We start from the raw sequence: 25,423 nt of genomic DNA on the forward strand, positions 1-25,423 counted from the left end.
AAAAGAACTTCCTAACCTTATAGACGGTCAAACAACGATAGATCATTGATCTTTACATAGCTCGCTTGCGTTGCTTGCAAAGCCGCCATGTAATTGCTCAAGCGTACCGATGCTTCACCGTAATCCAGAGCTGAGAGGTCACCTGATACTTTATCGACGAACAGTTTATTCTCACCATGAGCACCGCCAACCAAATCTAGGTTATTGTGTCGACCACCAATCTCCGTCATCGTGCCAAGTACGCTTGCCAACGTATCATCAATGGCACTCAGGCTTGCGTCCACTTCAGCTTGGAAATTCGGACTCGGGTTCTCAAATTCTGTAATTAGATTATTAATTTGATCCAGTACGTTTTTGCCGCCACCAAGGTCCAAAATATCCTTTGCCGTCATGTTGGAATCCATCGTTACGCCTTTCGCAATCGTCACGACACGTTTATCGCTGTTGCCCTCGATGACATAACTACCGCTTGCACTGTTTATAGCAGGGGTGTCAGTTTTGGTGCCTGAAAATAGGTAATGTCCTTCTTCATCCTGAGCATTGAAAGACGACTCAATTGAATCACGATAGCTCTTTAGCTCCGTGATCATACCGGTACGGTCTTGATCAGTCAGTGAGCCATTCGCGCCCCATAATGCAATATCACGCATGCTCATTAGGCTCTCTTTCACTGAGTCTAAATGTGTTTCTTGACTCGAAAGCGTGGTTTTGACGTTTGCGATATTGTTTTGATATTGGGCGATGGCACTGTTTTCACGATCCAAATTAAGCAGCTTAATCGATGCCATTGGATCGTCAGATAGTTTAGTTAGACGCTCACCTGTCGTCATTTGTTGTAGCACGTGCCCCAGACCTGCATTGTTACCTTGCAGACTTTGCAGCATCATTTGGCTAAATTGATTGTCACTGATTCGCATCTGGGTTTCCTTTAGAATAACTGCAATACAGAATCGAACAGCTGATTCGCTGTGCTGATCACTTTCATGTTGGCATTGTGTGCATTAGCAAACGTCATTAAGTTAGCCGCTTCTTCATCACTGTTAACGGCACTCACATTGTCACGAGCCGCATGTGCTTGCTTGTTCATGGCTAACTTAGCTTGGTAATCGGCGTCTGCTTGGCGTGCTTTAATCGCGGTTTGACCCACCATAGAACTGAATGCGTCATTCAAACTCACTGAGCCATAGCCAGTCACAGAAACAGGCTTGTTGCTTAAATTAATCAACGACTGCAACACATCCGCATTACCTGGCGTACCATCACTTGAAAAAGCAAGCTCACCTGGAGTTAACTCAGTGATATCCAAACTTGCCGCTGGGTTGGCAGGGTCGTAACTGAACAATGGTTTACCTGGGTTACCATTTAAATCTTGTCCAGTAGCGAGCACAGCGTTGTATTCATCCGCTAACGCTTTCGCCATGTCATTCAAAGCCAATTGGTTTGGTTTTAATACATCGGTTTGATAATCGTTAATCGCACCTAATTTGCCACCAAGAGAGTCACCAATCGCAAAACTTTGGCTTGAGAATGTTACGTGTAAGTCTGCTACGTAAGGGTCACTAGGGTCTGGAACGGCTGCGAGTTTGCCATGGTCCGTGCCCATCACAAGTGGCTGACCAGAGGTCAACGTTACCTGAACACTGCCGTCAGGCTGTTCTGTTGTTCTGATTTCGATGGTTTGAGATAACTCGCCGATCAATTTATCTCGTTCATCCATAAGTTGCGATGGGTTGCCACCTGTTCCTTGCATTTCAACCAGCTGCTTGTTTACCTTCGCGATGTTTTCCATGAGGCTATTCGCGTGGTTGAGTGCCGCATTACGCTGGTCGCTCATATCTTTATGTTGGTTGTGCAAAGACTCGGTAAGCGTATTAAAGCGGCGCGCCAACGCTTCAGATTCGTTGATGATTTGTTGACGGTAAGGGATCGACTCAGGCTTAACCGTGGCATCGTTAAGCGCAGCGTTTAGAGAGTCCAAACCAGCAGAAATACTGAAGCCATCGGCCCCTAGCGTATTTTCCAATTGGCTCATGTTGCTGGTGTAACCAGAAGCGTACGCCGCCATACTGTTAGTTGACCACGTTTGCTTAATCAGAAATTGGTCTGTAACGCGGCGAATGCTGGTGACCTCTACCCCTAAACCAGGGCTTAAGCGGTTAGCTTTTCCGTCATCGACTGATGCCATCAATGCTTGTTGACGACTGTAGCCCACAGTATTCACGTTCGCCACGTTTTGTGCCGTTACGTCTAAGGCCACGCGGTTCGCGCCTAAACCTGAAAGGGCAATATTAACTAGGTTCATTTACAGCTCCATTTTCCTGATCAACGGCTGAGAAAACGCGGTAGTCATACCGGCCTCACCGAGCACCTGTTTTACAGAGGCGACGGCTTGAGAGGCGGTATTAAATAAGCTTGAGTTCCCCTCAATCTCGTTAGCATCAAGCTGTGAGATAGATTCAGAATTCGCACCTTTACCATCGTTTGCAGATGAGATGTTACGCGCAGCATCAAAGGCGACTTCGCGCATAGAGGGGCTAAGTTGCTGGATGAGCATATTGGCAATGCCGGAGCTCTGCTTTTTTGCCAGTTCCATTGCCAGTTGCCCATCGTACATATCGCGGAAAACACCTTGCTGCTGGCTTGCAAACGGGCTGTCTTTATCCGCTAGAACATCGCTGCTGCTGCGCATTTGACGCAGCACCATTTGTAAAAACATCGCCTCAAATTGACCCGCTACTACTTCAAGCGCGCCTTCCTGATCTCGACTCTGCTTGATGTTGGCAAGTGCGCTGTTGTCGTGATACAGCATCGAATTCAGTTGAGTTTGTTCATTGGTACTGTCTAGTTTCATCCTTAACTCCTTAAATCACGACCAATTCAGCGTTCAATGCACCCGCTTCGCTCAGTGCTTGCAGGATAGACATTAAGTCAGTAGGTGTGGCACCTAAGCTGTTTACCGCAGTCACAATAGTGTTGAGCTCCGTGCCTGGAGGCCAAATCACCATTTGAGCTAAATCTTCGTTCACATCAAGATCCGTTTGGTTAACGACTTTCGTATCGCCATTTGCAAACGCATTTGGCTGACTGACTTGTTGTGATTCAGAAATTCGCACGGTTAAGTTGCCGTGGCTCACTGCCGCCTCACTCACTTTGACACTCTTACCGATCACGACCGTTCCCGTGCGAGAGTTAAAGACAATTCGAGCCGGCTTGCGGCCTTCCACGACGCTCATTTCTTCAAGCATCGACATCATCACTACGCGCTGTTGGGTATCTTTTGGTGCACGCATATCAATGCGCGCTTTATTGATCGCAACAGCAACGTTAGGCCCAAAAGTATTGTTAATTTCACGCGCGATATTTTTTGCCGTCGTGAAGCTTGGTTTACGCAGGTTTAAGGTGACTTCATCACGCTGGTTGAAATCAGTTTTGATTTCTCTCTCTAACGTCGCACCATTCGGGACGCGACCTGCCGTTGGTGTATTAACTTCGACTTTGGAGCCGCTTCGCCCTTCTGCAGACAAACCGCCCACCACGACGTTTCCTTGTGCAATGGCATACACTTCACCATCAATACCGCGTAAAGGCGTCAACAATAGCGTACCGCCACGGAGGCTTTTCGCGTCACCAATTGAAGACACGACCACGTCCAAAGTTTGTCCGGGGCCCGCCATTGGATCAACGGTTGCTGTCACGCTCACAGAAGCCACGTTTCGTAGCTTAGGGTTCATACTGTCATCAATTTGAACCCCAAACTGACGAAGCATGTTGGTAATAGATTGAGAAGTAAATTTCACTTGGTTTCGGTCACCCTGGCCAGCTAAGCCAACCACCAAACCATAACCAACCAATTGGTTTTCTCGAATGCCGCGTACATCGACCAAGTCCATGATCGGAATTTCCACTTCAGCATGTGAAGTGGTTGGTAATCCCAAGGTCAACACCAATAGGAAAGACGTAAAGAAAGATTGCATTGTCTTCATTAGAAAGGTACCCATGGGCTGTTGAAGAATTGAGTTAGCCATCCGGCTGCGTTGCTGTCAGCCAGAGCTCCGCGACCTGCGTAGGTAATTCGTGCATCAGCAATTCGTTGAGAAGAAACTTGGTTGCTGCGATTAATATCATCCACACGAACAATGCCAGTGAGACGAATAAACTCATCTCCCTGGTTAAGGCGCAGCCATTTTTCGCCACTGATACGCAATACACCATTAGGTAACACCTCGTGTACCGTTACGGTGATAGCACCTTGCAGCTTGTTACCCTGTGAGCTTGAAGCGCTGCCATCAAAGTTGCGGCTGCCATCGACACTAACCCCTAGCTCATCGAACGTTTTCGTTCCTATGGTCGGCGCCGCGAAATTAACCGCTGAGCTTTTGCCAAACTTAGTACCCGCTTTTTTGCTCGATGAGGTTTCTTCTGATAGTTGAACCGTTAACACATCGCCAACTCGGTAAGCACGACGATCCTGAAACAGGGTCATCGTGTATTGATGACGATAAAGGCTACCAGACTGGGTTTCCGGCAACGTGTAATCGAGCGTTGGTGGTGCGTATTCCTCGGCATTTGGCTCAGGCGGAATAAATTCCTGACGGCCGGCACATCCCACCAGCAACACGGCGGCTACTGCCCAACTCTTAGAAAGCCATTTCATTGCTTTTTCCTTCATCATCACCAATTTCATACTTACATTGATTGCGAAACAAACTTCAGCATGTCATCTGCAGCAGAGACCACTTTCGCATTCATCTCATACGCACGTTGAGTCGTGATCATGTCGACCATCTCTTCCACTACTTGTACGTTTGAACCTTCCAATGCACCTTGCTTGATGAGGCCTGCGCCATCTTCACCAGCAATCAGTTCATCTGCCGGGCCGCTGGCTTCCGTTTCACGGAACAAGTTACCACCCACGGCCTCTAAGCCTGCTGGGTTAATGAATTTTGCGAGCGTGATTTGACCAAGCTGCTGTGGCGTTGGATCGTCGGCCGTCGTTGTTGTTACCGTGCCATCAACACCAACAGAGAATGAAGAGGCATTATCTGGGATCTGAATTTGTGGCTCTAACGGCAAGCCTTGGCTGTTCACCATTAAGCCTTCAGAGTTGACATGGAACTGACCATTACGTGTGTACATGATCTGTCCATCCGAGTTTTCGATTTGAAAGAAACCCTGTCCCATAACGGCAAGGTCCAACTCTTGTGTTGTATTTTGAGTGTTACCTTGCGTAAACACTTTTTGCGTGCCAACTACGCGAACACCGCTACCTAGCTGAATACCACTTGGCAACTCGTTAACTTGGTCTACTTGAGCACCAGGTTGACGCTGAATGCTGTAGAAAAGGTCTTCGAATACAACTCGGTCACGCTTAAAGCCAACTGTATTTACGTTCGCTAGGTTGTTAGAAATGGCAGTCATCTTCGTGTCCTGCGCTGCCATGCCTGTTTTACTTACCCATAATGCTGAATGCATTTTTTATTACTCCTTGCGGGGCGAGACTTATCTCGCCGCCATTAATTTATTACCAGCTTGTGCCAACGTCTCGGCCGTTTTCATCATGCGAACTTGCATCTCGAAGTTACGCGTTAACGACATCACGCTAATCAACTCATCAATGGCAGATACGTTACTGCCCTCGATGTGCTCAGGAGAAAGTTGCACGGTTTCATCGGCAGCGAATGGCACGCCATCTACACTGTGCAGTAGGCTGTCACTCTCTTTTTGAAGTTGGTTCATTTCTGGTTTAACCAACTTCAACGTTCCCGCGACGATTTCTGCGCCACCACCTGGCGGAATCACGGATACTTGACCACGCTCGCTAATTTCAATCTTTTGATAATCAGGCACAACCAAAGGCCCATTTTCACCAAGAACAGGAAAACCGTTGATGGTCATGGCACCAAAAGTGTCGACTTGGATATTGCCCGCTCGCGTGTACGCTTCGTTACCCGCAGGAGTTTCAACAGCAAGATAACCCTCACCCATGATGGCGACATCCAACGGGCGTCCCGTTTTCATAATGTCGCCAGAATCAAAACGCGTTGAGGCAGAGTTGGTCACAACCATAGTGCGACCATCAAAACCTGGGCCTTGCATTTCTACACTGCGCACGCGCTCCATATCCGCTCGAAAGCCAGCAGTATCAGCGTTTGATAAGTTGTTTGAACGCACGTGCTGAGCCTTAAGAACTCGACTCGCACCTGACGTTGCAGTAAATAACAAGCTATCCATGCAAAACTCCCATTACACCGCGTTAAACAAAGCTTGAGTTAGCTTGTCGCTGGTAGAGATGGTTTTCGCGTTTGCTTGGTAGTTACGCTGTGCGGTCATAAGCGCCACAAGCTCACTGGTTAGGTCAACGTTAGAACCTTCTAGCGCACCTGGGGTTAAATCACCCAACGTACCTGAACCAGGGACACCCATGATTGGCGCACCAGAGCTAAAGCTTTGAGTCCATGCCGTACCACTCACTTTTGCTAAACCTTGTGTGTTGGCGAAGTCTGCAAGTACAACTTGACCTTGCAGCTGTGATTGGCCGTTAGTGTAGGTCGCGTAAACCATGCCATTACCTTCAACGCGTACTCCTGCAAGCTCACCGGATGTGTAACCGTTCGGGCTGTTAGTACTTACGCCGAATTTCGCACCAAACTGCGTGCTGCCTTTCAAGTTAATGTCGACACTCATCGCATTTGCGCCTGCCGCAGGGAATGAAACATTAAACGGAGCCGTCGGTGAAGAAAGCGAACCGTCTTTGTCAAACGTTACTGGTACCGTTGTCACTGGTGTTGCGCCACCATCCACTTGAACATTCACTTCCCAAGAGTTAGAAGCGGTCTTAGTGAAGTACTGGGTTACCGTGTGCGAGTTACCCAGCGAGTCATAGACTTTTGTGGTGTAAGACGAATTGAATGAGTTTGGATCGTCCGGATTAAACGGCGTTACCGTTTTATCAATGGCAGACGCACTTGCATCAAAGTTTGCAACAAAATCAAGACCGTCTGTCGCTTTTGCATTCAGTGATGACGTAGATACTTGGATATTGCCCACAGAGCCTGTCATCAGGTTGTTGTTGCTATCCACACTGTAACCTTGCAGTTTTGCGTCACTGTTAGCGGTAACAAAGTTATCTTTATCTGTCGCGAATACACCTGAACGCGTGTATAGCGTTTGACCCATGTTGTCTTTAGTGACAAAGAATCCGCCACCGTTGATCGCCAAGTCCATCGCACGGCCAGTTCCTGAGATACTGCCGTCTTTGTCGAAGTTCTGTGAAATTGACGCGACTTCTACACCACCAGGTTGCATGCCGTTGTATACTGCGGAGAATTCTGTGCGGCCACCTTTAAAACCATACGTTGATGCGTTGGCAATGTTGTGACTGATTGTGTTTAGCTCTGTGTTGGTCGCGTCCAGACCACTTAGTGCGATGTTAAAACTCATAAAAAGACCTCTGATTTCCCTATTTGGTTAAGCACCAAACTGAGTGATTTGATAGAAAGGAACGTTGCCAACGCCATGGACATTGACTAATGCTGCGCCGCCAGTATTTGGAATACGCACTTGCTCAACAGTGCCAGCCATGAGCACATTTGGACTTGCTTGCCCTTCTTGCACTTCTACTGCCACTGAGTATTTGCCTGGTTTAAGACCAAGTTCTTCAGGATTAATTGAAAAGTCGACGTCACCTTTGCCGTGAGCACCTAATGGCACTTTAGTGGATTGACCAAACTCATCTTTCACAACTAACGTCACTTGGTTTGAGCTATGAGCGAGTTCGATTTTTCCGTTCTGTACGCCTTCACCAAGCTCAAATTCTTTGGAGTTGACGTAAACAGTTTGTCCGACGAGCCCCGCTGTCGATAGCACTTGCATGTTGTCGAGGAGAATCATGCTCTGTTGCATTGTCTTGGACATATTCTCGGTACTTTGAACTTGAGAGAATTGAGCCAACTGACCAACGTATTCCGTGCCATCAAGTGGGTTAAGTGGATCTTGGTTTTGGATCTGCGCCACCATCAAAGAAATGAATTCGTTCTCTAATGAAGAAGCACTGTTCATATCTTTAGGATTTGGTGCAATGCCATTGTTCTCTTTTGCTTTAGTGCTCACAGGAGCATCAGACGATAAAGGTGTATATTGTGCGAGACTCATTAACTGCCCTGCCCTAATCTAAGCAGACCTTGCTGCATACTTTTCACATTTGATAACACTTCAACATTGGTTTCGAAGCTACGTGTCGCTGACATCATGTCTGCCATTTCAGCCACGACATCGATATCTGGGTAATACACATAACCTTCACCATTGGCCAACGGGTTGTTTGGCTCAAAGCGTTTCTCGGCTTCTCCCGCATTTTTCACAACGTCAACAATGCGAACTTCAGCATTGGGATAAACCCCGTTTTCCGTTGTCAGCTGCGCTTTTTGGTACACAGTCGCGAATACGGGCTTCAGCGCTTTATAAGCGTCATCTGGATTTGCAGACACCGCGTCCGCATTAGCTAAGTTACTGGCGACCGTGTTAAGACGCACAGTTTGTGCTGTCATCGCGGATCCAGTGATCGAGTAAATATCAGTGAATGACATAATTAACGTCCCTCAATCGCTTTCGTTAAGCCATTAAATTTCATGTTGAGAAACGTCAGGCTAGTTTGAAAGTCCATGTTGTTTTGCGTGAATTTCGCTTGTTCAACACCCAGTTCTACAGTGTTGCCATCTTTGCTGTTCTGGTAAGGCACCGAGTATTGGGCCTGAACCTGAAACTTAGGCACTGGTTTGTTCACACCGCCTGCAGCCACCTGGTTCATTACGGTGGTGAAACTTAGGTCTTTCGCCAAATACCCAGGGGTGTCAACATTTGCTAGGTTACTGGCAAGGACTTTGGTACGCTGAACGCGAAAATTAAGTGCCTCTGGATGTACACCTAAAGCATTTTCAAATGTGATCGCCATGCATCTTCCTTACAGTTGGCTCGAATACGCCAACATACAAACAAGATGCGTGCCATAAAAAATAGCCATATATATCAATGATTTACAAACAAGGATGGAAGCCAAACTTCCGGCTCACGGAAAGCATTAAAAGCAAGGGGAAAGTGCTTACTTCCTCAACATTAATGCTAACTCTGCTTGCTCTAATACCAGGACAAACTTTCGCCAACACCTCTGGCAGAACCCTAAGCGTTGAGGAGATAAAATCTGTTGTAGCAGAGCATTTCAAACAAGAAGTGGCCCAAAATGCTCACTCTAACCAGTGGGGAGAATACCAACTGGATTTCGACATGTGGGTACCAGGCTCGGCGAATCACCTACCTGAGTGTGAGTCGCCTCTGGTCATCACTGGTCGCGACAATCAAGCGTTGCCAGTTGGAAACCTTAAGCGCTCAGTAAGTTGCGATGACATCGCTTCACCCTGGCGAATTAACGTCACGATAAAATCTTCTCTGACACTGCCTGTCTTGGTTGCCACAACCACGGTCGGTCGAAATGAAGTTGTGACTGCCAAGCACGTTAAACTGGAAACGCGCACCATCTCGCGACAAGACGATTTTTATACTCGCCCAGGACAAGCAATAGGCTTAGAAACCTCTCGCCGTTTACGTGCAGGGCAAGTGGTCAACCCATCCAATTTATCGGCTCCACCTTTAATCGAAAAAGGCAATGAAGTCATAGTGATTGCGAGCAAAAATGGATTTAGCGCCAGCACGAAAGGAGTCGCCTTAGAAGATGGTGCGAAAGGGCAACAAATTGAAGTAGAAAACCTAAGTTCTGGCAAGGTCATTAGAGCTGTCGTAACCGGGTTAAACCAGGTTCATACTCAATTTTGATTTTGGACTCAGCGTAACATTTTTTAATTTTGGCTCTCGTCAGTAACGCTGAATTTCGAGTACAAAAAAAATATTTAATGTTTATCACATCCTAACCGCCTACTTAATTTAGAACATGATGATGAGGACCACAGCATGAAAATCGACAAAGTCGCGGGCGGTCATGTCCCACAAACAAAATTACAGCAAGCAAGCAAACAGCCTGTCGACGTCGTCGAACAGAGCAAAGTACACGAGCCTGCATTTCAAGCGAATACCGTAGCGATAGATCGCGCTCAAGCTGAAATGGCATCACTACCTGATGTTGATATGGAAAAAGTAGAACAAGTACGTAACGCATTAGCGCGTGGCGAACTTAGCCTAGATACCAAAGCACTATCAAAGGCGATCATGCAATTCCATACAGGTCACGAGTAATAACACACTAGGAAGAGATCATGGCAAGCGCAGTATCGCAGCGAATTCAACAATTTATTCGCTCAATACCTGAGGATATCAAGCTCTATCAACAACTTATCCCTTTGCTTCAACAGCAAAAAACGTTGTACTTAAAGTTTGATGGTGAGGCACTGAGTAACAATGTTCAGAAACAAATGCCAATACTCAATAAACTTAACCGCTCAGCCAGTGATAGAAGCCAGTGTATGCGAGAGCTGGGGTTAGCGTGTAATGACGCCAGCGTAAAACGAATTTTCAATGCTTTGCCTGCCCAAATAGGTATGCAAGCTAGAAAACAATGGGCGCTATTGGAAACGTTGGTAAGTCAGTGCCAACAATACAATCAGAGCAATGGCCACAGCTCTGCGGCGTTCCATGAGTTGGTCAGTCAACTCAAACAACCTGTGCAACACACTTATGAAGATAAATCGTTCTAAACGATGTTCGTCTTGCCTACAGATTCAGTCGCCATCTCGGCTGAGTACTGTAGGCCTTTTTATTTTTATCGCCTTACTATCCTGCCTTTCAATCACCAGTCAGGCGAAACCAAGCCCAGCTGATATTCAAACGCAATATCAAGTTTTAGCCCCATACAAACCACAAATTGCCAAGCGTCTCGATTCATCCAGCCCGGTGATTCATCACATTTTCAAACAACTGCAAAGCCACTCTTTACCAAAGAGTCTAGCCTTAGTGCCAATGTTGGAATCCTCTTACAACCCCAAAGCCGTTTCTCATGCCAACGCCGCCGGACTTTGGCAACTGATACCAGCAACAGCTCAACGATTCGGGTTGACCGTAGATACAAAACAAGACGATCGCTTTGATACAGAAGCAAGCACAGCTGCAGCACTCAAGTATCTGACGTTTTTATACAACAAATTCGATCAAAACATGGCGCTGACATTAGCGGCCTACAATGCAGGTGAAGGGCGTGTCGCACGCGCTATTCAGCGAGCAGGCAGTAACGACTTTCAGAAGCTCACACTACCTAAAGAGACTCGCCAATACGTTAGTCGATTCTTCGCGCTGGAAAAGTTGATAGATATCGGTCAGTTACAATCCTCATCATTTCAACCTTTACTCTTATTTGCTTCAGATGCTCCGATGGTTTCGCAACCGCTGATCGACTTTAGTCCACTACCTCCGTTGGTCAATTTGTGATAAAAATCACGACAAAATCCAATGTCAGAAAAACGTAAAATTACAAGATCGTGTTCGGCCAATTTGAAAACTCGTGATCTCTATGCAAACGTGTGCAAAAAAGTTGAGGTAAGGTATCTCAAAGATAAGAAAGAGTAGTGGTTTATTAAAAGGTACCCAAATTGCGCTTGCCAATTGGGTAGATATGCGTCACATTGCGTTTGCAAAAAACATGAAAACCAATGGTTGGACCTAATAATTATTTACACACTAAATGTAAAACAGCTATTGTTTTCATAGTTCGAAACAAATTTAAAATATCAAGATGACGCTTCGCTTGCGCGTCTGGAATAAGTCCGGGTTCCGGGGGGGAGTCCGGACTTTTTTTATCGATTTAAAAGCTGACCTATTAACAGAACAACGAGTAGGTAAGTCACTATGAGGCAAGCTAAGTTATTTATAGTAATTCTTTAGAAATCAACTGAAGCAAAAACGTTTCGCGCTCGATGCTCATGCCTTTTTTCGGGCTTTCTGCCATGGTCTTTTCATTGTGCGCTATCGCTTCGTGAATGTTCATCCATACTGGACGCATTCCATTTTTAACTTCATAGTCTTCATAAGCCGTTTCGCCTAACTCACGATCGATTTTACATGTATAGCAATACGATACCATGTGCATTACGTCAGCGTCGTCTTTGTACCAAGGACGAAATTCCTCAAAGATTCCGAAAGGCTTAATACCATGGATATTCTGCGCGCCGGTTTCCTCTTCTAGTTCACGAACTAGTCCAGCAATCACATCTTCACCATCATCAATACCACCACCTGGCAAAGTGTAGTCATGGTAACGCTCTGTATAGAGCAACAACACATCTTCACCATCTAGTACGATGGCGCGTGCCGCATTGCGCTGGAAAATAATTTTGTCGTCCAAGTGCTCAATGTCCGGATGAACGGTCGATTTTAAGTGTCTCATCGAAAATACCACTGTCATGTTTTGCGCGCATATTACCGAACTTCACGCTTTAAATCATCGTTGTCGGTCCAAATGCGTTCAAGACATTGGTTTGAACGCAACGGTTCTAACCTTCGTAACAATCCGCAACAAATAGAAGTGTGACGTGATAACCAGTAAAAGATGAGAATATCTAAATTCTTATACGTCCCTCTTACTTTTAACATCGATAAGACAATAATCTCTGAAAGTTGCCTATAATCAATACAATACTCGCCCACCCCATGCGGAGATAAAGAATGAAAAAGACAAATTTAATGATGGCTATGGCTGCAACGTTGGTACTGGCTGGTTGTTCAACTTACGAAGGTGCCACTCGCTCGACTGAGTATACCTCCGTCGCAAATCCTGCAGCCGTTTACTGTGTTCAGCAAGGTGGTGAGTTGGATACCGTTTCGGAAAATGGCGAACGTGTGACCTACTGCGTGCTGTCTGACGATAACCGTGTCGAGCAATGGGAATACTATCGCGACAATCATAAAGAAAGTGAGAGTGGCGACTACTAAATTTTTTTGTCGACACGTCAGATTCCCTCTATCACTTAGGAGCCTTTAGGCTCCTTTTTTATTTGATTTATCAAAACTTTCTCACTTAATTTTTACATACCTCTGACTTTACCGCACATCGATACTATATCGAACAGTGTTCTATTCTTGACATTCCTCTGACATAACTTTCCACTTGGACAATAAAATCCCAAACACAGATCACACTAATTCACATTTCTTCCACATTTTCTGGAACAGGTGAGCAAGATGAAAACACAAATAGTAAAAGAAGCCGAGTCAGCCCCAAGCAACGTTGTTACTGAAGAGTCAAAGCGCATCATTTATAAATCGAGTTTAAGCGCATTGATGATTGTCGCTATCAGTATTCTCGTTAACCTCAGTCTTCGCCTTGATTATGTCGTGTTGGGTTCAAGCCTTGGTGAGCTTTCCATAACAGAAACACTCCAGCTTGTGATGCTCGCGATTGCGTCATGGTCATTTTTTAGCCTATCTAAACAACAGCCTCAGCTAAAGCATGCGGCCATTTTGATTGCCGGCTTTTTCGCGGTGCTCATTATTCGTGAAACAGACTATTGGACAGACATGATTCGTCATGGTTCTTGGGTTTTTCCTGCGCTAGCTGTAACCGCACTGGCTTGCGCCAAAGCTTACCACGGTGGTAAAGGTACCATGAACGAAATGGCGACTATCTTAACGGTTCCCCACATGAAACTGTTAATTGGTGCCGTGATGCTATTGTTGGTCTTCTCTCGCTTGTATGGCATGGGCAGTTTTTGGCAACAAGTGATGGACAAGAACTACATCCGTGATGTTAAAAATATTTCGGAAGAAGGCATGGAACTCCTTTGCTACTGTTTGATCGCATTGAGCGCAGTCCGCACAAAACGCGAACTTAATGAATAGACTCAGGATCCAAGCGGCGGTTCAATGCAGTTAATATCGGATGAACGATCCTTAACGCTTGTTCCGCAGCTCCTACAGATTCATCCAAGGCCGTCATTTCGACGGCCTTTTTCATGTCTTCAATCTGTTGCAAACTATCTTTATCGAGTGGTAAAGCGAGCAATTGCTGAATGGCATGTCTCGCGATCATAAGCGGCTTCTTTCGGACAACCGATAAGTCTCGTAAAAATGCTCCCTGCTTGACCCCTTCTAAATAAACTCGGTAAGTCGTGAGTTCATCCAGTAATAAAAATGCCGCCGCCACAGGCCCTTTATGTGGGTATGGTACGCTGATATGTTTGTTGATATCCAATGGTAAGTTGAGAGTAACGCCCATGGATGCGCACTCAGATTTTAGTACTCGTAATAATCCCTGCTCATCCATCAAGGTTTGGATTTCTATGATTCGCTCAAGGTGGTAGTCATTCGACAACAAGGTGACCTCAACCGGACGCGCTGACCATAACTGGAACAAACCACTATCACACAAAACACGAGAAGCGTAACGCATGTTCTGAAACGTATTCAAAGAGCGATTTTCTAAAAGTACTTGATGTTCAGGGAACGGATGCACAGCGACCGCATTGAGAGATTTAAAATAACTGTACATTGCATCTGCTTCAGAAATGCGTTGACCTTGCGTTAATCCACCACAAAAAATAATCGCCGTTCGCTCTGTCGGCAATGACTCAATCGTATTAGATAAGGCTTCGACTCTTGTTACCCCTTCAACGGTCAATCTGCTATTGACGAGGCGTTTACCTAAAACAATGACCACATTGTCTAACTTCATTTCAAAATCTCGCGCTTAGTTGGCAGTGTTACAAAAATCTTCTTTCACTCCCGGCCTACAGGCTTTAACATCTAGTTAACAACACTGTTCTAGAGACCTTTATAAAGGTTCACTGCTAAAGGAAGTCAATTATGCTGTCGATTTTCGATATATTTAAGATTGGTGTCGGGCCTTCTAGCTCCCACACTAATGGTCCTATGCTTGCCGGATTCCATTTCACTCAACTAGTTAGCGACTCTATGGCGAAAGTGCATCGGGTGCAAGTGGACCTTTATGGCTCATTATCGCTCACTGGTAGAGGGCACCACACAGACCGAGCCACTGTCCTTGGTTTGATGGGAAATAAACCCGATACCATCAAAATGAGTAGCGCTAAAAGTGCGCTACAAAATACGATAGACAACAACACGCTGCTGCTCGCTGGTACGCACCAGATTGAGTTTAGCTACGACCATGACATCGTCTTTCATAGTGACAACCTTCCCCTGCATGAAAACGGAATGACGATTACCGCACTAGACGCTGCGGGAGACCAAGTGGCGTTTGAAATTTATTATTCCATCGGAGGTGGGTTCATCGCCACCGCTGACGAACTAGAAAACGGCACGCAACAAGATGAAGTCGCGGTACCATTTCCTTTCACATCAGCGGATGAGATGCTGGAAAAAGCCGAGACTAACGGTTTTAGTTTGGGAGGTATGATTCTACAAAACGAACTGGCATTCCGCTCAGATGAAGAAATTAGCCAAAGAGCAGAACAAATTTGGAAAGTGATGTCGCTCTGCATGCAACGTGGTTTCGATACGGAAGGGATTTTAGAAGGTGGTCTCAATGTCACTCGTCGTGCACCAAACCTTTTGAAAAAGCTCGAAGCCAACGCTGCAGTTGAGAATGATCCAATGGAGATCATGGATTGGATTAACCTCTTTGCCTTTGCGGTTAGCGAAGAAAATGCAGCTGGAGGACAAGTCGTTACTTCTCCAACTAATGGCGCCGCAGGGGTTATTCCGGCGGTATTGATGTACTACCATCGCTTCATCAAAGAGCTTGATATTAAACAGCTGAAAGACTTTCTTGCAGTCGCTGGCGCTATCGGCATCTTATACAAAACTAACGCATCAATTTCCGGCGCCGAAGTGGGTTGTCAGGGAGAGGTCGGGGTTTCTTCATCCATGGCAGCCGCTGGTTTAACGGCACTCAGAGGCGGCAGTAACGAGCAGATTTGTATTGCTGCGGAAATTGCGATGGAGCATTCATTAGGAATGACTTGTGACCCGATCGGCGGCTTGGTTCAAGTGCCTTGCATTGAAAGAAATGCCATGGGCGCAATGAAAGCCATTAATGCCTCACGTATGGCATTAAAGCGCACGAGCAAATGCCTTATTTCATTAGATAAAGTTATCGAAACCATGTATCAAACTGGTAAAGATATGAACAAAAAATACCGTGAAACTTCCTTGGGTGGCTTGGCCGTCATTCATATGGCACCGCCATGCGAATAATCAAATAAGCCCGCTATATCATTGCTGGCGATGCACTTCGTCAGCAATTTCCTTTCTCGCAAGACCTCTTTTTATTTGCCAGTAATCCTATAACCCCCCTTCAGCCCCCAATCAGTAATAAATATAACAAAATTAAAGAAAAGCAGAATTAAGCACTGCTTTATTCAAATTAATCTAGAACAACACATTAGCATTTAGCCACCTAAGCATTAGAAAATATAGTGCAGCATTTCCACGTTATGCGACAATTATTTCAATACTCAATCTTTCGTTTCATTACTATTTAATAGAAATAACAATACCTACCTTTCTCCGCTAATGTGAGTACAAAATTATGTGGAATAAACTCAATAAATCCATGATGTTCTGCCAAATGATGTTTGGCTTATCATTTTACGGTGTATTAGTAAGTCTAACTCGATTTTTTCTAGAGGATCTAAATTACAACGAAGCCGATACGATGATGATCGTTGGTGCTTTTTCGGCGATCGGGCCACTTTTCGCGATTGCGGGCGGCTTTATTGCAGATAAGTTTTTAGGCGCTTATCGCTCACTTTCTATCGCATATTTCGCTTTTGCATCCGGTTACGTATTACTCGTGCTGGGGGCTTCTGCTTCTAACGTTCCACTTTCAATGTGTGGTATTGCGCTCGCCAGTTATGGCCGCGGCCTGATGTCACCCTCTTACCCTAGCCTCTATAAACGAACGTTCAAATCACAAGAAGATTTTGAAAAAGGATACCCAATCAATTATTCAGTGAATAATGTTGGCGCCTTTTTAGGTCAATATTTGTTCCCAATGATTGTCCTTGTGATCGGCTTTAATGGCGGTTTTACCATCTCTGCTGTTATGGCAGCAGCGGCATTGATCATGCTATTGGTATTCCGCAAAGATCTTGTTGGCGTAGCCTCTGAGCTTGATCAAAAAACCGTAAGTTTAAAAAACTGGGTACTTTTTGCATTGATTTCATTGGCAATGATCGCGTTGGTATTTTTCATGTTTTCAAACATGGATATTGGCCAAAATATCGTATACGCCATCGGAGGGGCGGCGATCGCATACTTCATATCTCTGATGCTTAAAGCAAGCAAAGCTGAGTCTTTGAAGATGGGGACCATCTTAATTGTGACCTTGCTGACAACCTGTTTCTTTGTTTACTACGGACAAATGATGACCTCGATGAACATGGTTGCTATCAACACATTAAAAGGCTCTCTATTTGGTTTTATTCCGCTCGAACCAGAAGCAGCAATGGCAATGAACCCGCTTTGGTGTATGGTTGGTGGTCCTATCGTAGCTGGCTTTTTTGGGTTGCTGGAAAAGCGCGATATCTACCTCTCTACCGCGACAAAAATCGCCTTGGCATTTGTACTGACCGCGATAGCGTTTGGTATCTTGACGTTTGCCGTGACTACCGTGGGTGAAGATGTCGTGATCATGCCAGAAATTTTTCTCGCTATTCACTTCTTCCAGGCGATTGCAGAAGTCATCGTGGGTTCGATGGTCGTAGCGTTTATTCTTTCCGTCGCGCCGAAGCACATCGAAAACTTCTCTGTTAGCCTATTTTCTGTGGCAATCGCATTAAGCGGTATTATTGGTGCTGCATTCTCAACCTCTATCGCGTTAGAGAAAGGACAGACCATCACACAAGACATTGTACAAAACGTATATGGTGATTATTTCCAATTACTCACTGTCCTTGCTGTCGTGATGGTCGCTATCGCAATGGCAGCGTCACTCATTATTCGCAAGATGCTTGATGCGGCGAAAGAAAGCGATACTCAAGCGCAACCAGTCGAGATCGAAGCTGGGGTTGAAGTTCAAAGCTGAGTTTGATGATTTACCTATCTCAAAATATAAAAAATGCCGCGATATTCGCGGCATTTTCTTAACAACAACATGTTCGATTAATCACGTCGACCACGAAGTTCAATTTTTTGTGTAGCAGCATCCGTTTGGATGATTACCCCGCCATAGGCCGTTTCATTTCGACCTTTCAGCGTCAGTTGAGAATCTGCGCGCTCGACGTCGACCTGATTTTTCGTAGCCATCGTCATATCAATCGTGCCCGTGTATGACCCATCGCCAGCTAATGCTATGTTTGTTGAGCAAACCATCAAACCAAGTGCGATTAATTTTTTCATACGTCACCTCTGTTTTTGTTCTTACTTTCTTTCGATGAAAAAACTGTAACAACAGAAACATGTTCATACGAGGAAAGTCATCATTTACCAAATGGAAATCCAAACCACTAAATTGATATGACCAAGCATATTTGCTGTCCACCGTCGCCTTCAATAAACCATAAGATACGACAGCATGCTTAAATTGACCGAACGTTGTCTTTTATTCAGAAATTCAGAGATATGATTTCTCGGCAGAAGATAAATGAGACGATGTATGAGCATTAATCTGGACATTCAAAACGTATTGGTACTAAAACGGATGTATGAGTTACGTAGCGTCCGATTGGTGGCAGATTCACTCGGAAAGACCTCAGGATCAATCAGCAAAAACCTGACAAAAATGAAAGCGCAGCTCGATGATCCTTTGTTCATTCAGACTAAAAATGGCTTTGAACCGACCGCTTTTGTCGAAGCGAACATGCCACATTTTGAACAAATACTCACCAGTATTGATTCCATCAAACCACAGAGTTTTTCACCCGCTCATTTTGACGGCTCGATCACTATTTATGCGAACACATTGTTTTGGGATTACTTTGGTGACAAGTTTTACTTAGAATTACTAAAACACGCCCCAAAAGCAAAGTTCTCTTGTTTACGTTGGGGGAGCGACGCGAAAAAGCGATTAACTGAGGGTGAAAACGCTATTGCGATTCATTATTTTGATGAGGATCTTCCGCAGTCAATTATTCAAAACGAACTAGGTCGAGGAAAAGCCGTATTTTTTGTTCGAGATGAGCATCCCGCTCAACATTTCCAAGAGCTAGAAAACTACCCCTTTTTACTTTTCAAAACGCCGGGATGGAACGACTACCGATACCCGTTGTTGGAAAGACTCAACCATATGGGGTTCCGAACCACACCTAAGGTAGAAATTGAACACCCTGCGATGATTCAAAAAGTGCTCCTACAAACGGATCATTTTGGTATAACCATGAGTGGACATGTGCCTAAGGGCTGCCGAAGTATCGCGCTTCCTGGCGGGTTAGAGCTTGATGTTCGCTACGTGATGAGCTGTCGTCGCTCACAACAGCAAGCCCCGATAAACCAGTGGTTATTCAATGTCATTAAAGATATCACCCAGCCCTAACCTAAAAGTCCTAGGGTGATGACTTGTCTATGTTTTCTTAGGTACTCGATATCGTTGAGGTAAGCGGTATGATGGCAATCTTCTAGGTTCGCTTGAAACCTATCATCACCTTGAGCTGCGACCCCTCTCATATAATCAACTAACGCGGAGAGTCGATGTGTCATCACCTCCACAAGCTCTTCCCGTTCCAATCTCGAACAGCCATAAGCGTCACAGAAGAGTTTTGCACGCTGAATTTGTTGCTCCAAACAGCCCATTTTATCGTGCTCATCGGTTTTAAATGGTGCCCAACCATAGACCGAAAAAGCGACATCCCAAACTCTTGGCGCCGGATGCGCCGTATCAAAATCAAACACACCAACGACAAACTCTCCACGGAGTGCCACGTTATATGGCATGAAATCACCATGACAAATCACCTCTTGTGGTGTTCGTGGTGGCAGCATCCAGTGCAGCGTTTCATTTTGATATTGCTTAAGGAAACCCTCAGATGCATCGTGCATATCGCGTAACATTTTTGCCGCAGATTGGAGCGCGGAAACAGAAGCAATGTTGCCAATCAATGGATAGTTGTAAGTCTCTCCTTCGACATAGCTAACCCACTCTTTTCCTTTTTCAATACCAACCGCTTTAGGGCATGCCGTAAAGCCTCGTGAATGAAGATAGGTAAGTAGCTGATGGATAGTCATCGTCCAATAACTGGCAGGACGAGATATCAAATTCCCTTTTCGATAGATGGCATTTTCTCTACCGCCTTGCATTGTGTCCATAACAGTATCCTGTGTGGATTAAGCGCGCATCAGATAACGTAAAGCTAGATCATCATACACTCAAAGCTTTTAGAGAAGGTTGACTGACCCTATAAGAAACCGCGCATTTTGTTAGGTAAATCGCAAGAATAAGTACCGCTGTAAAAATAGATCGTAAAACATCAAAGGCTTTGTATTAACCATTGGGCAAAGGTGTTTACGTGTGACTTTTCTGATGCTCTAACCATCATATAGTGTGCGCCGGAGCTAGGCATACCCCAATCTCCGATTTGCACTAATATCCCTTGTTGTAACTCATCCTCAACAAGAAAGTCTCTCACCAGTAAGACACCAAGTTGATTAGTTGCAGCTTGAATAGCAAGCAATGAATGTTCAAATTCGGCTATCACTTTGCTCACCTTGCCTTGATAACCTTGGTACGCAAACCATACCTGCCAAGATTCATGATAACCCCCGGTGCAAATTTTAGGTGTTTGAGACAACTTCGTGAGGTCATCAATCGGATTTAACTGAATAAAGCCGTGGCTTGCTACAACGATCCAGTTTTCTTGGGTAAGCTGAATAGCTTGTTGCTCTTGCCAATCGCCATCTCCGTTAATAATTTCTATATCTGCAATCGCACTGGCGTTTGGAACCGTATTCGCGGTTGTCGAGATCTTAAAGGAAACATCTGGAAATTGACGCTGAAAATCGGCCAGCCTTGGCATTAGCCATTGCGAGCAAAAACTGTGGGCGACATGTAAGGTAATTTGCTTGTTCTGTGGGCGAGTAAATAAATGATGGGTCGAGGTTGATAAGGTTTGAAGCACATGGTTAACCACCGGCCAGTATTCTTTTGCTGAGCTGGTCAGCGTAAGGTGCGTACCCTTGCGCTCGAATAATGTTGCATTTAACTGCAGTTCTAGCGATTTCACCTGCTGACTGACGGCCGCACGGGTCACATTTAGCTCCTCTGCGGCTTTAGTGAAGCTCTGTAATCGCGCCGTGGCTTCAAACGCTCGGAGCAAATTAAGCGGCGGTAAACTTTGCATAACACTCTCCCAAATACTTGGCAGCCATGGTATGAACTGGTGATGACAAATTGATGAAAGTGCTGAGTTTGTTAAGTGGGATCAAAAAAGCCAGCGTGATACACGCTGGCTTTTGGAACTGTCTCTTAAGCAGGAATTATTCTGCTTTCTCAGTGGTTTGGTATTCAAACGCAGGAACAACTACTTCAACACGACGGTTCATTTGACGACCTTGACGTGTTTCGTTGCTTGCTACTGGGTTAGCTTCACCCATGCCTTTCACTGTCATACGCTCAGCCGCAATACCTTTTGCTTGGAACTCGTCAGCAACGGCTTTCGCGCGTTTTTCTGTAAGTTGCTGGTTGTACGCAGCAGAACCCGTCGTATCACTGTAACCCGTGATCTCAACTTGAGCTTGTGGGTAAGTGTTCATCAGATCAACGGTACCAGAAAGAGTCGATGCATCTTTCACTTCTGCACTTTCTAGGTCGAATTGTACTGTCGCTGTTGTTTGAGCAGGGTAAACATGCTCAACAATACGTGTTGCAGGGCGTGTTTCTACTACTTCCTCAACCACTTCTTCTTGAACTACTGGCTCAGAGCCGAACTTGTAGTTAAAACCAATACCGAAGAAATCTGAATCCATGTCTTCAATCACGTCATCAGACATATCTTGGTAACGTTGGTATTCAGCACGTAGGCTCCAGTTGTAGTTGATTTTGTACTCAGCACCTAGAGAGCCTGTTGGTACGAAATCTTTTTCGTCACCCGCCATCATGTATGCAGCACCAACTTTCGCGAATAGATTCCAAGAATCTGTTAGCGGTAGGTTGAATTTAGGAGCAAGAGTCAACGCCCAAAGATCACCGTCAACGGTGTTTAGGCCCGGCTTTTTGAAGTTTGCAGTGAAGTCACCAAGGTAATCAACACCGTACTCTGCTGCAACGTACTCGTTGAAGCTGTAGCCCAGGTGCATAGATGCTGCAAAACTGTCGTCGTCACAAGGTTCGTTTAGGTAACACGCATCATTTAGAGAGTTGTAACCTACTTTACCGCCCATGTAAGTGTCAGCAAGTGCAACGTTTGAGATCACACCACCAGCAAGTACAGTAGCCACTGCTATAGCGATTTTTTTCATTATTCTTTTCCTTTTTCTTGTACACAAAGCAACACATCGAGGCAGCATACTGCCGTAAAATATGAAGCCGTAACTTTCTCTTTTCTTCGAACAGAAATAGCTAAATAGCGTAGGAAAGAATCAAAAAATGATATTCAAACGCCAATGACGTAAAACGGAGAAAGATAACCTCAAGACCATCTATTCATGAGCTTCATCCGCATACCCAACCGAGAAATAAAGTCTCGTTGCGTTGGTTTAGCCATAGTCAATTCGTTGCGGAGAATATCACAAAATAGCCAGTTTTCTGTGACGCAAATCACCATAAAAACCCATATTCTCAAATTTAAGAATCAACATTTAAGCCTGTGAATGGCAACAAATTTTTACAGGAGAGAATGGATACCGAAGGCATAAAAAAACAGCTCATTTAAAATGAGCTGTTTTCGAAATAATGAACAGACGTTAAGTTATCGAACTAGATTTTATCCGCCACGGTAAGCGTTGCAGCTAAGACATCTTGCCCAAATAATACACTGCGTTCTGGTGACCAACCATAAAGCGGTTCTGGGTGATTGTTGTTATCTTTAAATGGCATCTCGATCGTGTACGACAGGCATTTGAACTGCTCCGCGACCCAGTTTGAGCCTACCGTCAAATTCGCTTTACCCGGCTCATCTTTATCATAACCAATCTCATCTTGGAACTCAGGTGTAATAGTCAGTAACGCTTGCTTAAATGATGCCTCTAAAGTGGCAAGATTTTCATCGTAAGAAGGAATACCTTCTGAGCCAGCGACGAAGTTGTAAGGAATTGCTTCATCACCATGGATATCTAAAAACATGTCAACACCCGTTTCCAGCATACGTTGACGCACAAGGTAGACTTCTGGACTTTTCTCCATAGACGGAGTTTGCCATTCACGGTTCAAGTTCACGCCTACCGCGTTCGTACGCAAGTGGCCGCGAATACCACCGTCTGGGTTCATGTTTGGTACCACGTAAAGCACTGCTTTTTCCAGTAATGCACGCGCAACAGTGTCATTTTCATCCAGTAAACGTTGGATCATGCCTTCCATGAACCATTCAGCCATGGTTTCACCCGGATGTTGGCGTGCAATCATCCAGATTTTCTTTTTGCCTTCTTCCGGCTCACCAAACGTTAGCAAGCTCATGTCATTGCCGTCTAATGTGTGGCCTAATGTTTCTAGTTGGCAATGGTGCGCACTTTGTGCCATGTGTAACAAGTCTAAATGACGATCGTATGTGTAAGGCGCAAAGTACGCGAAGTAAATTGAGCTACGCTCAGGGATAACAGTGAAAGTCAGCGTGTCGCCATCGAACTCTGCTGGTATACGGAACCATTCTTCACGGTCGTAAGACGCCGCGACATCGTAACCTTGCCACCCTTCTGGATAAGCCGACTTAGCCAAATCAAGCAGTTTGATCGTGTGCGACTGCTCGGCTTCGGTTTCTAGACGGAAATGGAACCACTGGTAGAATTCCGACATATTGTCATTAGGGATTTTAAGTTGGATGTCATTTTTGTCGTCCGCTTTCACTACGTGAATGCTGCCGCTATCGAAGTTGCTGAATACTTTCATTATATTACTCACCTTTTAAATCTGAGCTTGAAAGACAGAGGCTAACACAAGGCTACATCGCCCCCCAATGACTTTCACTGCAAACTGTCTCGTTTGTGGCTAAAGTCTTCAGTTTAGTCGAGCTTATCCGCTTTGCCTGCTGGTCCTGCGAGTTTCGCTAGCCATTTATCCCAAACAAACGGATGTTTCTCATTGTCTTCCGCTTCCTCTTTTCGGCGAACAGCATTTCGTACCATCATTGCTCCCAGCCAACGTATTGGTTCTGGTGGAAAATACCCAAACGGTCCTTGCGCTAAACCACTTCGCGTCCATTCGTTATCTAGCCCTAACACCAACGACGATAAAATTTTTCCACCCATTCGAGTTTGGGCAACGCCATTACCTGAATAACCAAACCCGTAAAAGACATTACTTTGCTCATCCAATTGGCCAAAAAAAGGAAAACCAGTTGCGGAACGATCCGAACCGCCAGTCCAAGAGTACTCAAATTCAGCCCCTTTTAAGCGAGGAAAAAGGTTGTCGAATGATTTTTTTAGTAGCGTTTGATAACGCGTCGGCTTGTTAAACATCGCATCAACTTGGTTGTTGAAAGAGAACTGATTACCGCCTTTACCTAGCATCAAACGGCCATCTGGCGTATCTCGGTAATAATGTACGAAGATGCGTGAGTCCAAGACACTCGAACCTGCTTGCCAACCAGATTGAGACAAAGTATCACCAAGCGGTTTGGTAATAACCATATCCGAAGACACCACAACAATACTGTTTTTGAACTGCTTAAATTGCTCAACCATCCATGCGTTCAATGCCAACACCACCTTATGTGCTTGAATTTTGCCTTCAGGAGTACAAACAGTCGCAGGTTCTCCATAATCTAGACGCGTCATTGGCGTGTTCTCATAAACTTCTACACCCAGATCAATAGCAACACGGCGTAACCCTCGCGCGAGTAAGGCGGGTTGTACGTTAGCAGCAACCGGAGAGTGATAGCCTTCAATATGGCGAGGTGAACTCGCATTGGCACGCAGTTCCTCCACCGAGCAACGACGCCAACTGTTCACATCTAGCCGTTGTAACTCGTCGACAACTGGCTGCATTGCACCTTTCTGAGCCTGATTGGTTGCGGTGTAATAAACCCCTTTTAACGATAATTGCGCATCGATATTGTATTGCTGACAAAAGTCGTCAATCTCCAACACCGCTTGTTCCGACTCTTTTACCAACCAAACAGCATGTTCTTCACCGAATAACCGTTTCAACGTCGGGAACTTGGTAGACCATGTCAGCATACAGCCGCCATTCGCGCCAGATGCCCCACTGCCACACAAGCCCTTTTCGATAACAACCACCTGTTTTTCCCGTCATTCCGCAGCCAATTTCAGAATTAAAACAATGTGATCCAGTGATCGTTTACAAATGTTAGTGCGACAGACCTCTTGACCGCGATCCCCAGTTTTGATCTATTACTGTTATTTAACG

General features: G+C 45.3%; 27 protein-coding genes and 1 pseudogene. 9 read left to right on the plus strand and 19 right to left on the minus strand.

All coding sequences use genetic code 11. The features are described 5' to 3' along the window. Window positions 1–17: 17 nt before the first annotated feature. Genes flgL through flgB form a run of 11 tightly spaced genes read right to left on the minus strand, consistent with a single transcriptional unit; the run spans window position 18 to window position 8,950 of the window. Window positions 18–917, minus strand: coding sequence for a flagellar hook-associated protein FlgL (gene flgL, locus NL643_RS13220; RefSeq protein ID WP_005395290.1), 900 nt, complete (start codon window positions 915–917; stop codon window positions 18–20). Between the two features lie 11 nt (window positions 918–928). Continuing rightward, the gene (gene flgK, locus NL643_RS13225; protein WP_005395291.1) at window positions 929–2,302 is read right to left on the minus strand and encodes a flagellar hook-associated protein FlgK; all 1,374 of its coding nucleotides are present in this window, start codon (window positions 2,300–2,302) and stop codon (window positions 929–931) included. Then, window positions 2,303–2,851 carry a rod-binding protein gene (locus NL643_RS13230; protein ID WP_005395292.1) on the minus strand — a complete coding sequence of 183 codons (549 nt, stop codon included), beginning with the start codon at window positions 2,849–2,851 and terminating at the stop codon, window positions 2,303–2,305. A gap of 10 nt (window positions 2,852–2,861) precedes the next feature. Then, a complete protein-coding gene (locus tag NL643_RS13235) occupies window positions 2,862–3,983 on the minus strand; it encodes a flagellar basal body P-ring protein FlgI (RefSeq protein WP_031780462.1) in 1,122 nt (373 codons plus the stop codon). Beyond that, the gene (gene flgH / locus NL643_RS13240) at window positions 3,983–4,654 is read right to left on the minus strand and encodes a flagellar basal body L-ring protein FlgH (protein WP_005395295.1); all 672 of its coding nucleotides are present in this window, start codon (window positions 4,652–4,654) and stop codon (window positions 3,983–3,985) included. Before flgH ends, NL643_RS13235 begins: the two co-directional genes overlap by 1 nt. Window positions 4,655–4,686: 32 nt before the next feature. After that, window positions 4,687–5,472, minus strand: a complete 786-nt coding sequence (gene flgG / locus NL643_RS13245) for a flagellar basal-body rod protein FlgG (protein WP_005395297.1) — start codon at window positions 5,470–5,472, stop codon at window positions 4,687–4,689. 27 nt (window positions 5,473–5,499) lie between these two features. Continuing rightward, window positions 5,500–6,231: a flagellar basal-body rod protein FlgF gene (gene flgF / locus NL643_RS13250; protein WP_006741308.1), complete on the minus strand. Its 732-nt coding sequence runs from the start codon at window positions 6,229–6,231 to the stop codon at window positions 5,500–5,502. Between the two features lie 12 nt (window positions 6,232–6,243). Beyond that, window positions 6,244–7,440, minus strand: coding sequence for a flagellar hook protein FlgE (gene flgE / locus NL643_RS13255; protein ID WP_253644570.1), 1,197 nt, complete (start codon window positions 7,438–7,440; stop codon window positions 6,244–6,246). Window positions 7,441–7,467: 27 nt separating this feature from the next. Further along, window positions 7,468–8,151 (minus strand): flagellar hook assembly protein FlgD, encoded by a 684-nt coding sequence (gene flgD / locus NL643_RS13260; protein WP_005395303.1) that lies wholly within the window; start codon window positions 8,149–8,151, stop codon window positions 7,468–7,470. Continuing rightward, the gene (gene flgC / locus NL643_RS13265) at window positions 8,151–8,585 is read right to left on the minus strand and encodes a flagellar basal body rod protein FlgC (RefSeq protein WP_005395305.1); all 435 of its coding nucleotides are present in this window, start codon (window positions 8,583–8,585) and stop codon (window positions 8,151–8,153) included. Before flgC ends, flgD begins: the two co-directional genes overlap by 1 nt. Before the next feature lie 2 nt (window positions 8,586–8,587). Next, window positions 8,588–8,950: a flagellar basal body rod protein FlgB gene (gene flgB, locus NL643_RS13270; RefSeq protein ID WP_005395306.1), complete on the minus strand. Its 363-nt coding sequence runs from the start codon at window positions 8,948–8,950 to the stop codon at window positions 8,588–8,590. A 77-nt stretch (window positions 8,951–9,027) separates the two neighbouring features. Here flgB and flgA point away from each other — a divergent pair, with 77 nt between their 5' ends. The 4 genes from flgA (at window position 9,028) to NL643_RS13290 (ending at window position 11,427) form a co-directional block, all read left to right on the plus strand. After that, the gene (gene flgA / locus NL643_RS13275; protein WP_006741306.1) at window positions 9,028–9,825 is read left to right on the plus strand and encodes a flagellar basal body P-ring formation chaperone FlgA; all 798 of its coding nucleotides are present in this window, start codon (window positions 9,028–9,030) and stop codon (window positions 9,823–9,825) included. Window positions 9,826–9,960: 135 nt separating this feature from the next. Next, window positions 9,961–10,242, plus strand: coding sequence for a flagellar biosynthesis anti-sigma factor FlgM (flgM, locus tag NL643_RS13280; RefSeq protein WP_006741305.1), 282 nt, complete (start codon window positions 9,961–9,963; stop codon window positions 10,240–10,242). Between the two features lie 20 nt (window positions 10,243–10,262). After that, complete coding sequence (flgN, locus tag NL643_RS13285) at window positions 10,263–10,700, plus strand: flagellar export chaperone FlgN (RefSeq protein WP_253644571.1); 438 nt, start codon at window positions 10,263–10,265, stop codon at window positions 10,698–10,700. Then, window positions 10,681–11,427, plus strand: a complete 747-nt coding sequence (locus tag NL643_RS13290; RefSeq protein WP_253644572.1) for a lytic transglycosylase domain-containing protein — start codon at window positions 10,681–10,683, stop codon at window positions 11,425–11,427. Before flgN ends, NL643_RS13290 begins: the two co-directional genes overlap by 20 nt. A 436-nt stretch (window positions 11,428–11,863) precedes the next feature. Here the strand turns inward: NL643_RS13290 and NL643_RS13295 are convergent, their stop codons facing one another. Further along, window positions 11,864–12,382 (minus strand): NUDIX hydrolase, encoded by a 519-nt coding sequence (locus tag NL643_RS13295; protein WP_005395311.1) that lies wholly within the window; start codon window positions 12,380–12,382, stop codon window positions 11,864–11,866. 278 nt (window positions 12,383–12,660) lie between these two features. On the opposite strand from NL643_RS13295, the gene NL643_RS13300 reads away from it, so the two are divergent. Both NL643_RS13300 and NL643_RS13305 read left to right on the plus strand, forming a co-directional pair. Next, window positions 12,661–12,927, plus strand: coding sequence for a DUF333 domain-containing protein (locus NL643_RS13300; RefSeq protein WP_005395313.1), 267 nt, complete (start codon window positions 12,661–12,663; stop codon window positions 12,925–12,927). Between the two features lie 249 nt (window positions 12,928–13,176). After that, the gene (locus tag NL643_RS13305; RefSeq protein WP_253644573.1) at window positions 13,177–13,833 is read left to right on the plus strand and encodes a hypothetical protein; all 657 of its coding nucleotides are present in this window, start codon (window positions 13,177–13,179) and stop codon (window positions 13,831–13,833) included. Here NL643_RS13305 and NL643_RS13310 read toward each other — a convergent pair. Further along, complete coding sequence (locus NL643_RS13310) at window positions 13,823–14,665, minus strand: YdcF family protein (RefSeq protein WP_253644574.1); 843 nt, start codon at window positions 14,663–14,665, stop codon at window positions 13,823–13,825. The genes NL643_RS13305 and NL643_RS13310 overlap by 11 nt on opposite strands. Before the next feature lie 131 nt (window positions 14,666–14,796). Here NL643_RS13310 and NL643_RS13315 point away from each other — a divergent pair, with 131 nt between their 5' ends. Together NL643_RS13315 and NL643_RS13320 are read left to right on the plus strand one after the other, a co-directional pair. After that, window positions 14,797–16,167: an L-serine ammonia-lyase gene (locus NL643_RS13315; RefSeq protein ID WP_005395319.1), complete on the plus strand. Its 1,371-nt coding sequence runs from the start codon at window positions 14,797–14,799 to the stop codon at window positions 16,165–16,167. Window positions 16,168–16,501: 334 nt separating this feature from the next. Then, window positions 16,502–17,998, plus strand: coding sequence for a peptide MFS transporter (locus tag NL643_RS13320; protein ID WP_005395321.1), 1,497 nt, complete (start codon window positions 16,502–16,504; stop codon window positions 17,996–17,998). 77 nt (window positions 17,999–18,075) lie between these two features. Here NL643_RS13320 and NL643_RS13325 read toward each other — a convergent pair whose 3' ends face one another. Further along, complete coding sequence (locus tag NL643_RS13325; RefSeq protein ID WP_005395322.1) at window positions 18,076–18,312, minus strand: hypothetical protein; 237 nt, start codon at window positions 18,310–18,312, stop codon at window positions 18,076–18,078. Between the two features lie 256 nt (window positions 18,313–18,568). On the opposite strand from NL643_RS13325, the gene NL643_RS13330 reads away from it, so the two are divergent. Further along, window positions 18,569–19,444, plus strand: coding sequence for a LysR family transcriptional regulator (locus tag NL643_RS13330; RefSeq protein ID WP_047008005.1), 876 nt, complete (start codon window positions 18,569–18,571; stop codon window positions 19,442–19,444). On the opposite strand, the gene NL643_RS13335 is transcribed toward NL643_RS13330, so the two are convergent. The 5 genes and pseudogenes from NL643_RS13335 to NL643_RS13355 form a co-directional block, all read right to left on the minus strand. Next, entirely contained in the window at window positions 19,441–20,214 is a 774-nt protein-coding gene (locus tag NL643_RS13335; protein ID WP_253644575.1) for a phosphotransferase enzyme family protein, read from the minus strand. The two genes, NL643_RS13330 and NL643_RS13335, sit on opposite strands and share 4 nt — an antisense overlap. Before the next feature lie 161 nt (window positions 20,215–20,375). Further along, a complete protein-coding gene (locus NL643_RS13340; protein ID WP_253644576.1) occupies window positions 20,376–21,245 on the minus strand; it encodes a LysR substrate-binding domain-containing protein in 870 nt (289 codons plus the stop codon). A 136-nt stretch (window positions 21,246–21,381) separates the two neighbouring features. Continuing rightward, complete coding sequence (locus tag NL643_RS13345; protein WP_005395330.1) at window positions 21,382–22,362, minus strand: OmpA family protein; 981 nt, start codon at window positions 22,360–22,362, stop codon at window positions 21,382–21,384. A gap of 457 nt (window positions 22,363–22,819) precedes the next feature. Next, window positions 22,820–23,944, minus strand: a complete 1,125-nt coding sequence (locus NL643_RS13350; RefSeq protein WP_253644577.1) for a M14-type cytosolic carboxypeptidase — start codon at window positions 23,942–23,944, stop codon at window positions 22,820–22,822. A 113-nt stretch (window positions 23,945–24,057) separates the two neighbouring features. Continuing rightward, window positions 24,058–25,302: pseudogene (locus NL643_RS13355) on the minus strand (FAD-dependent oxidoreductase); the annotation flags it as partial. Window positions 25,303–25,423: the final 121 nt, after the last annotated feature.

Origin of the sequence: Vibrio sp. Y42_MX_L11 (assembly GCF_024181785.1) — a bacterium.
Lineage (GTDB): Bacteria > Pseudomonadota > Gammaproteobacteria > Enterobacterales > Vibrionaceae > Vibrio > Vibrio diabolicus.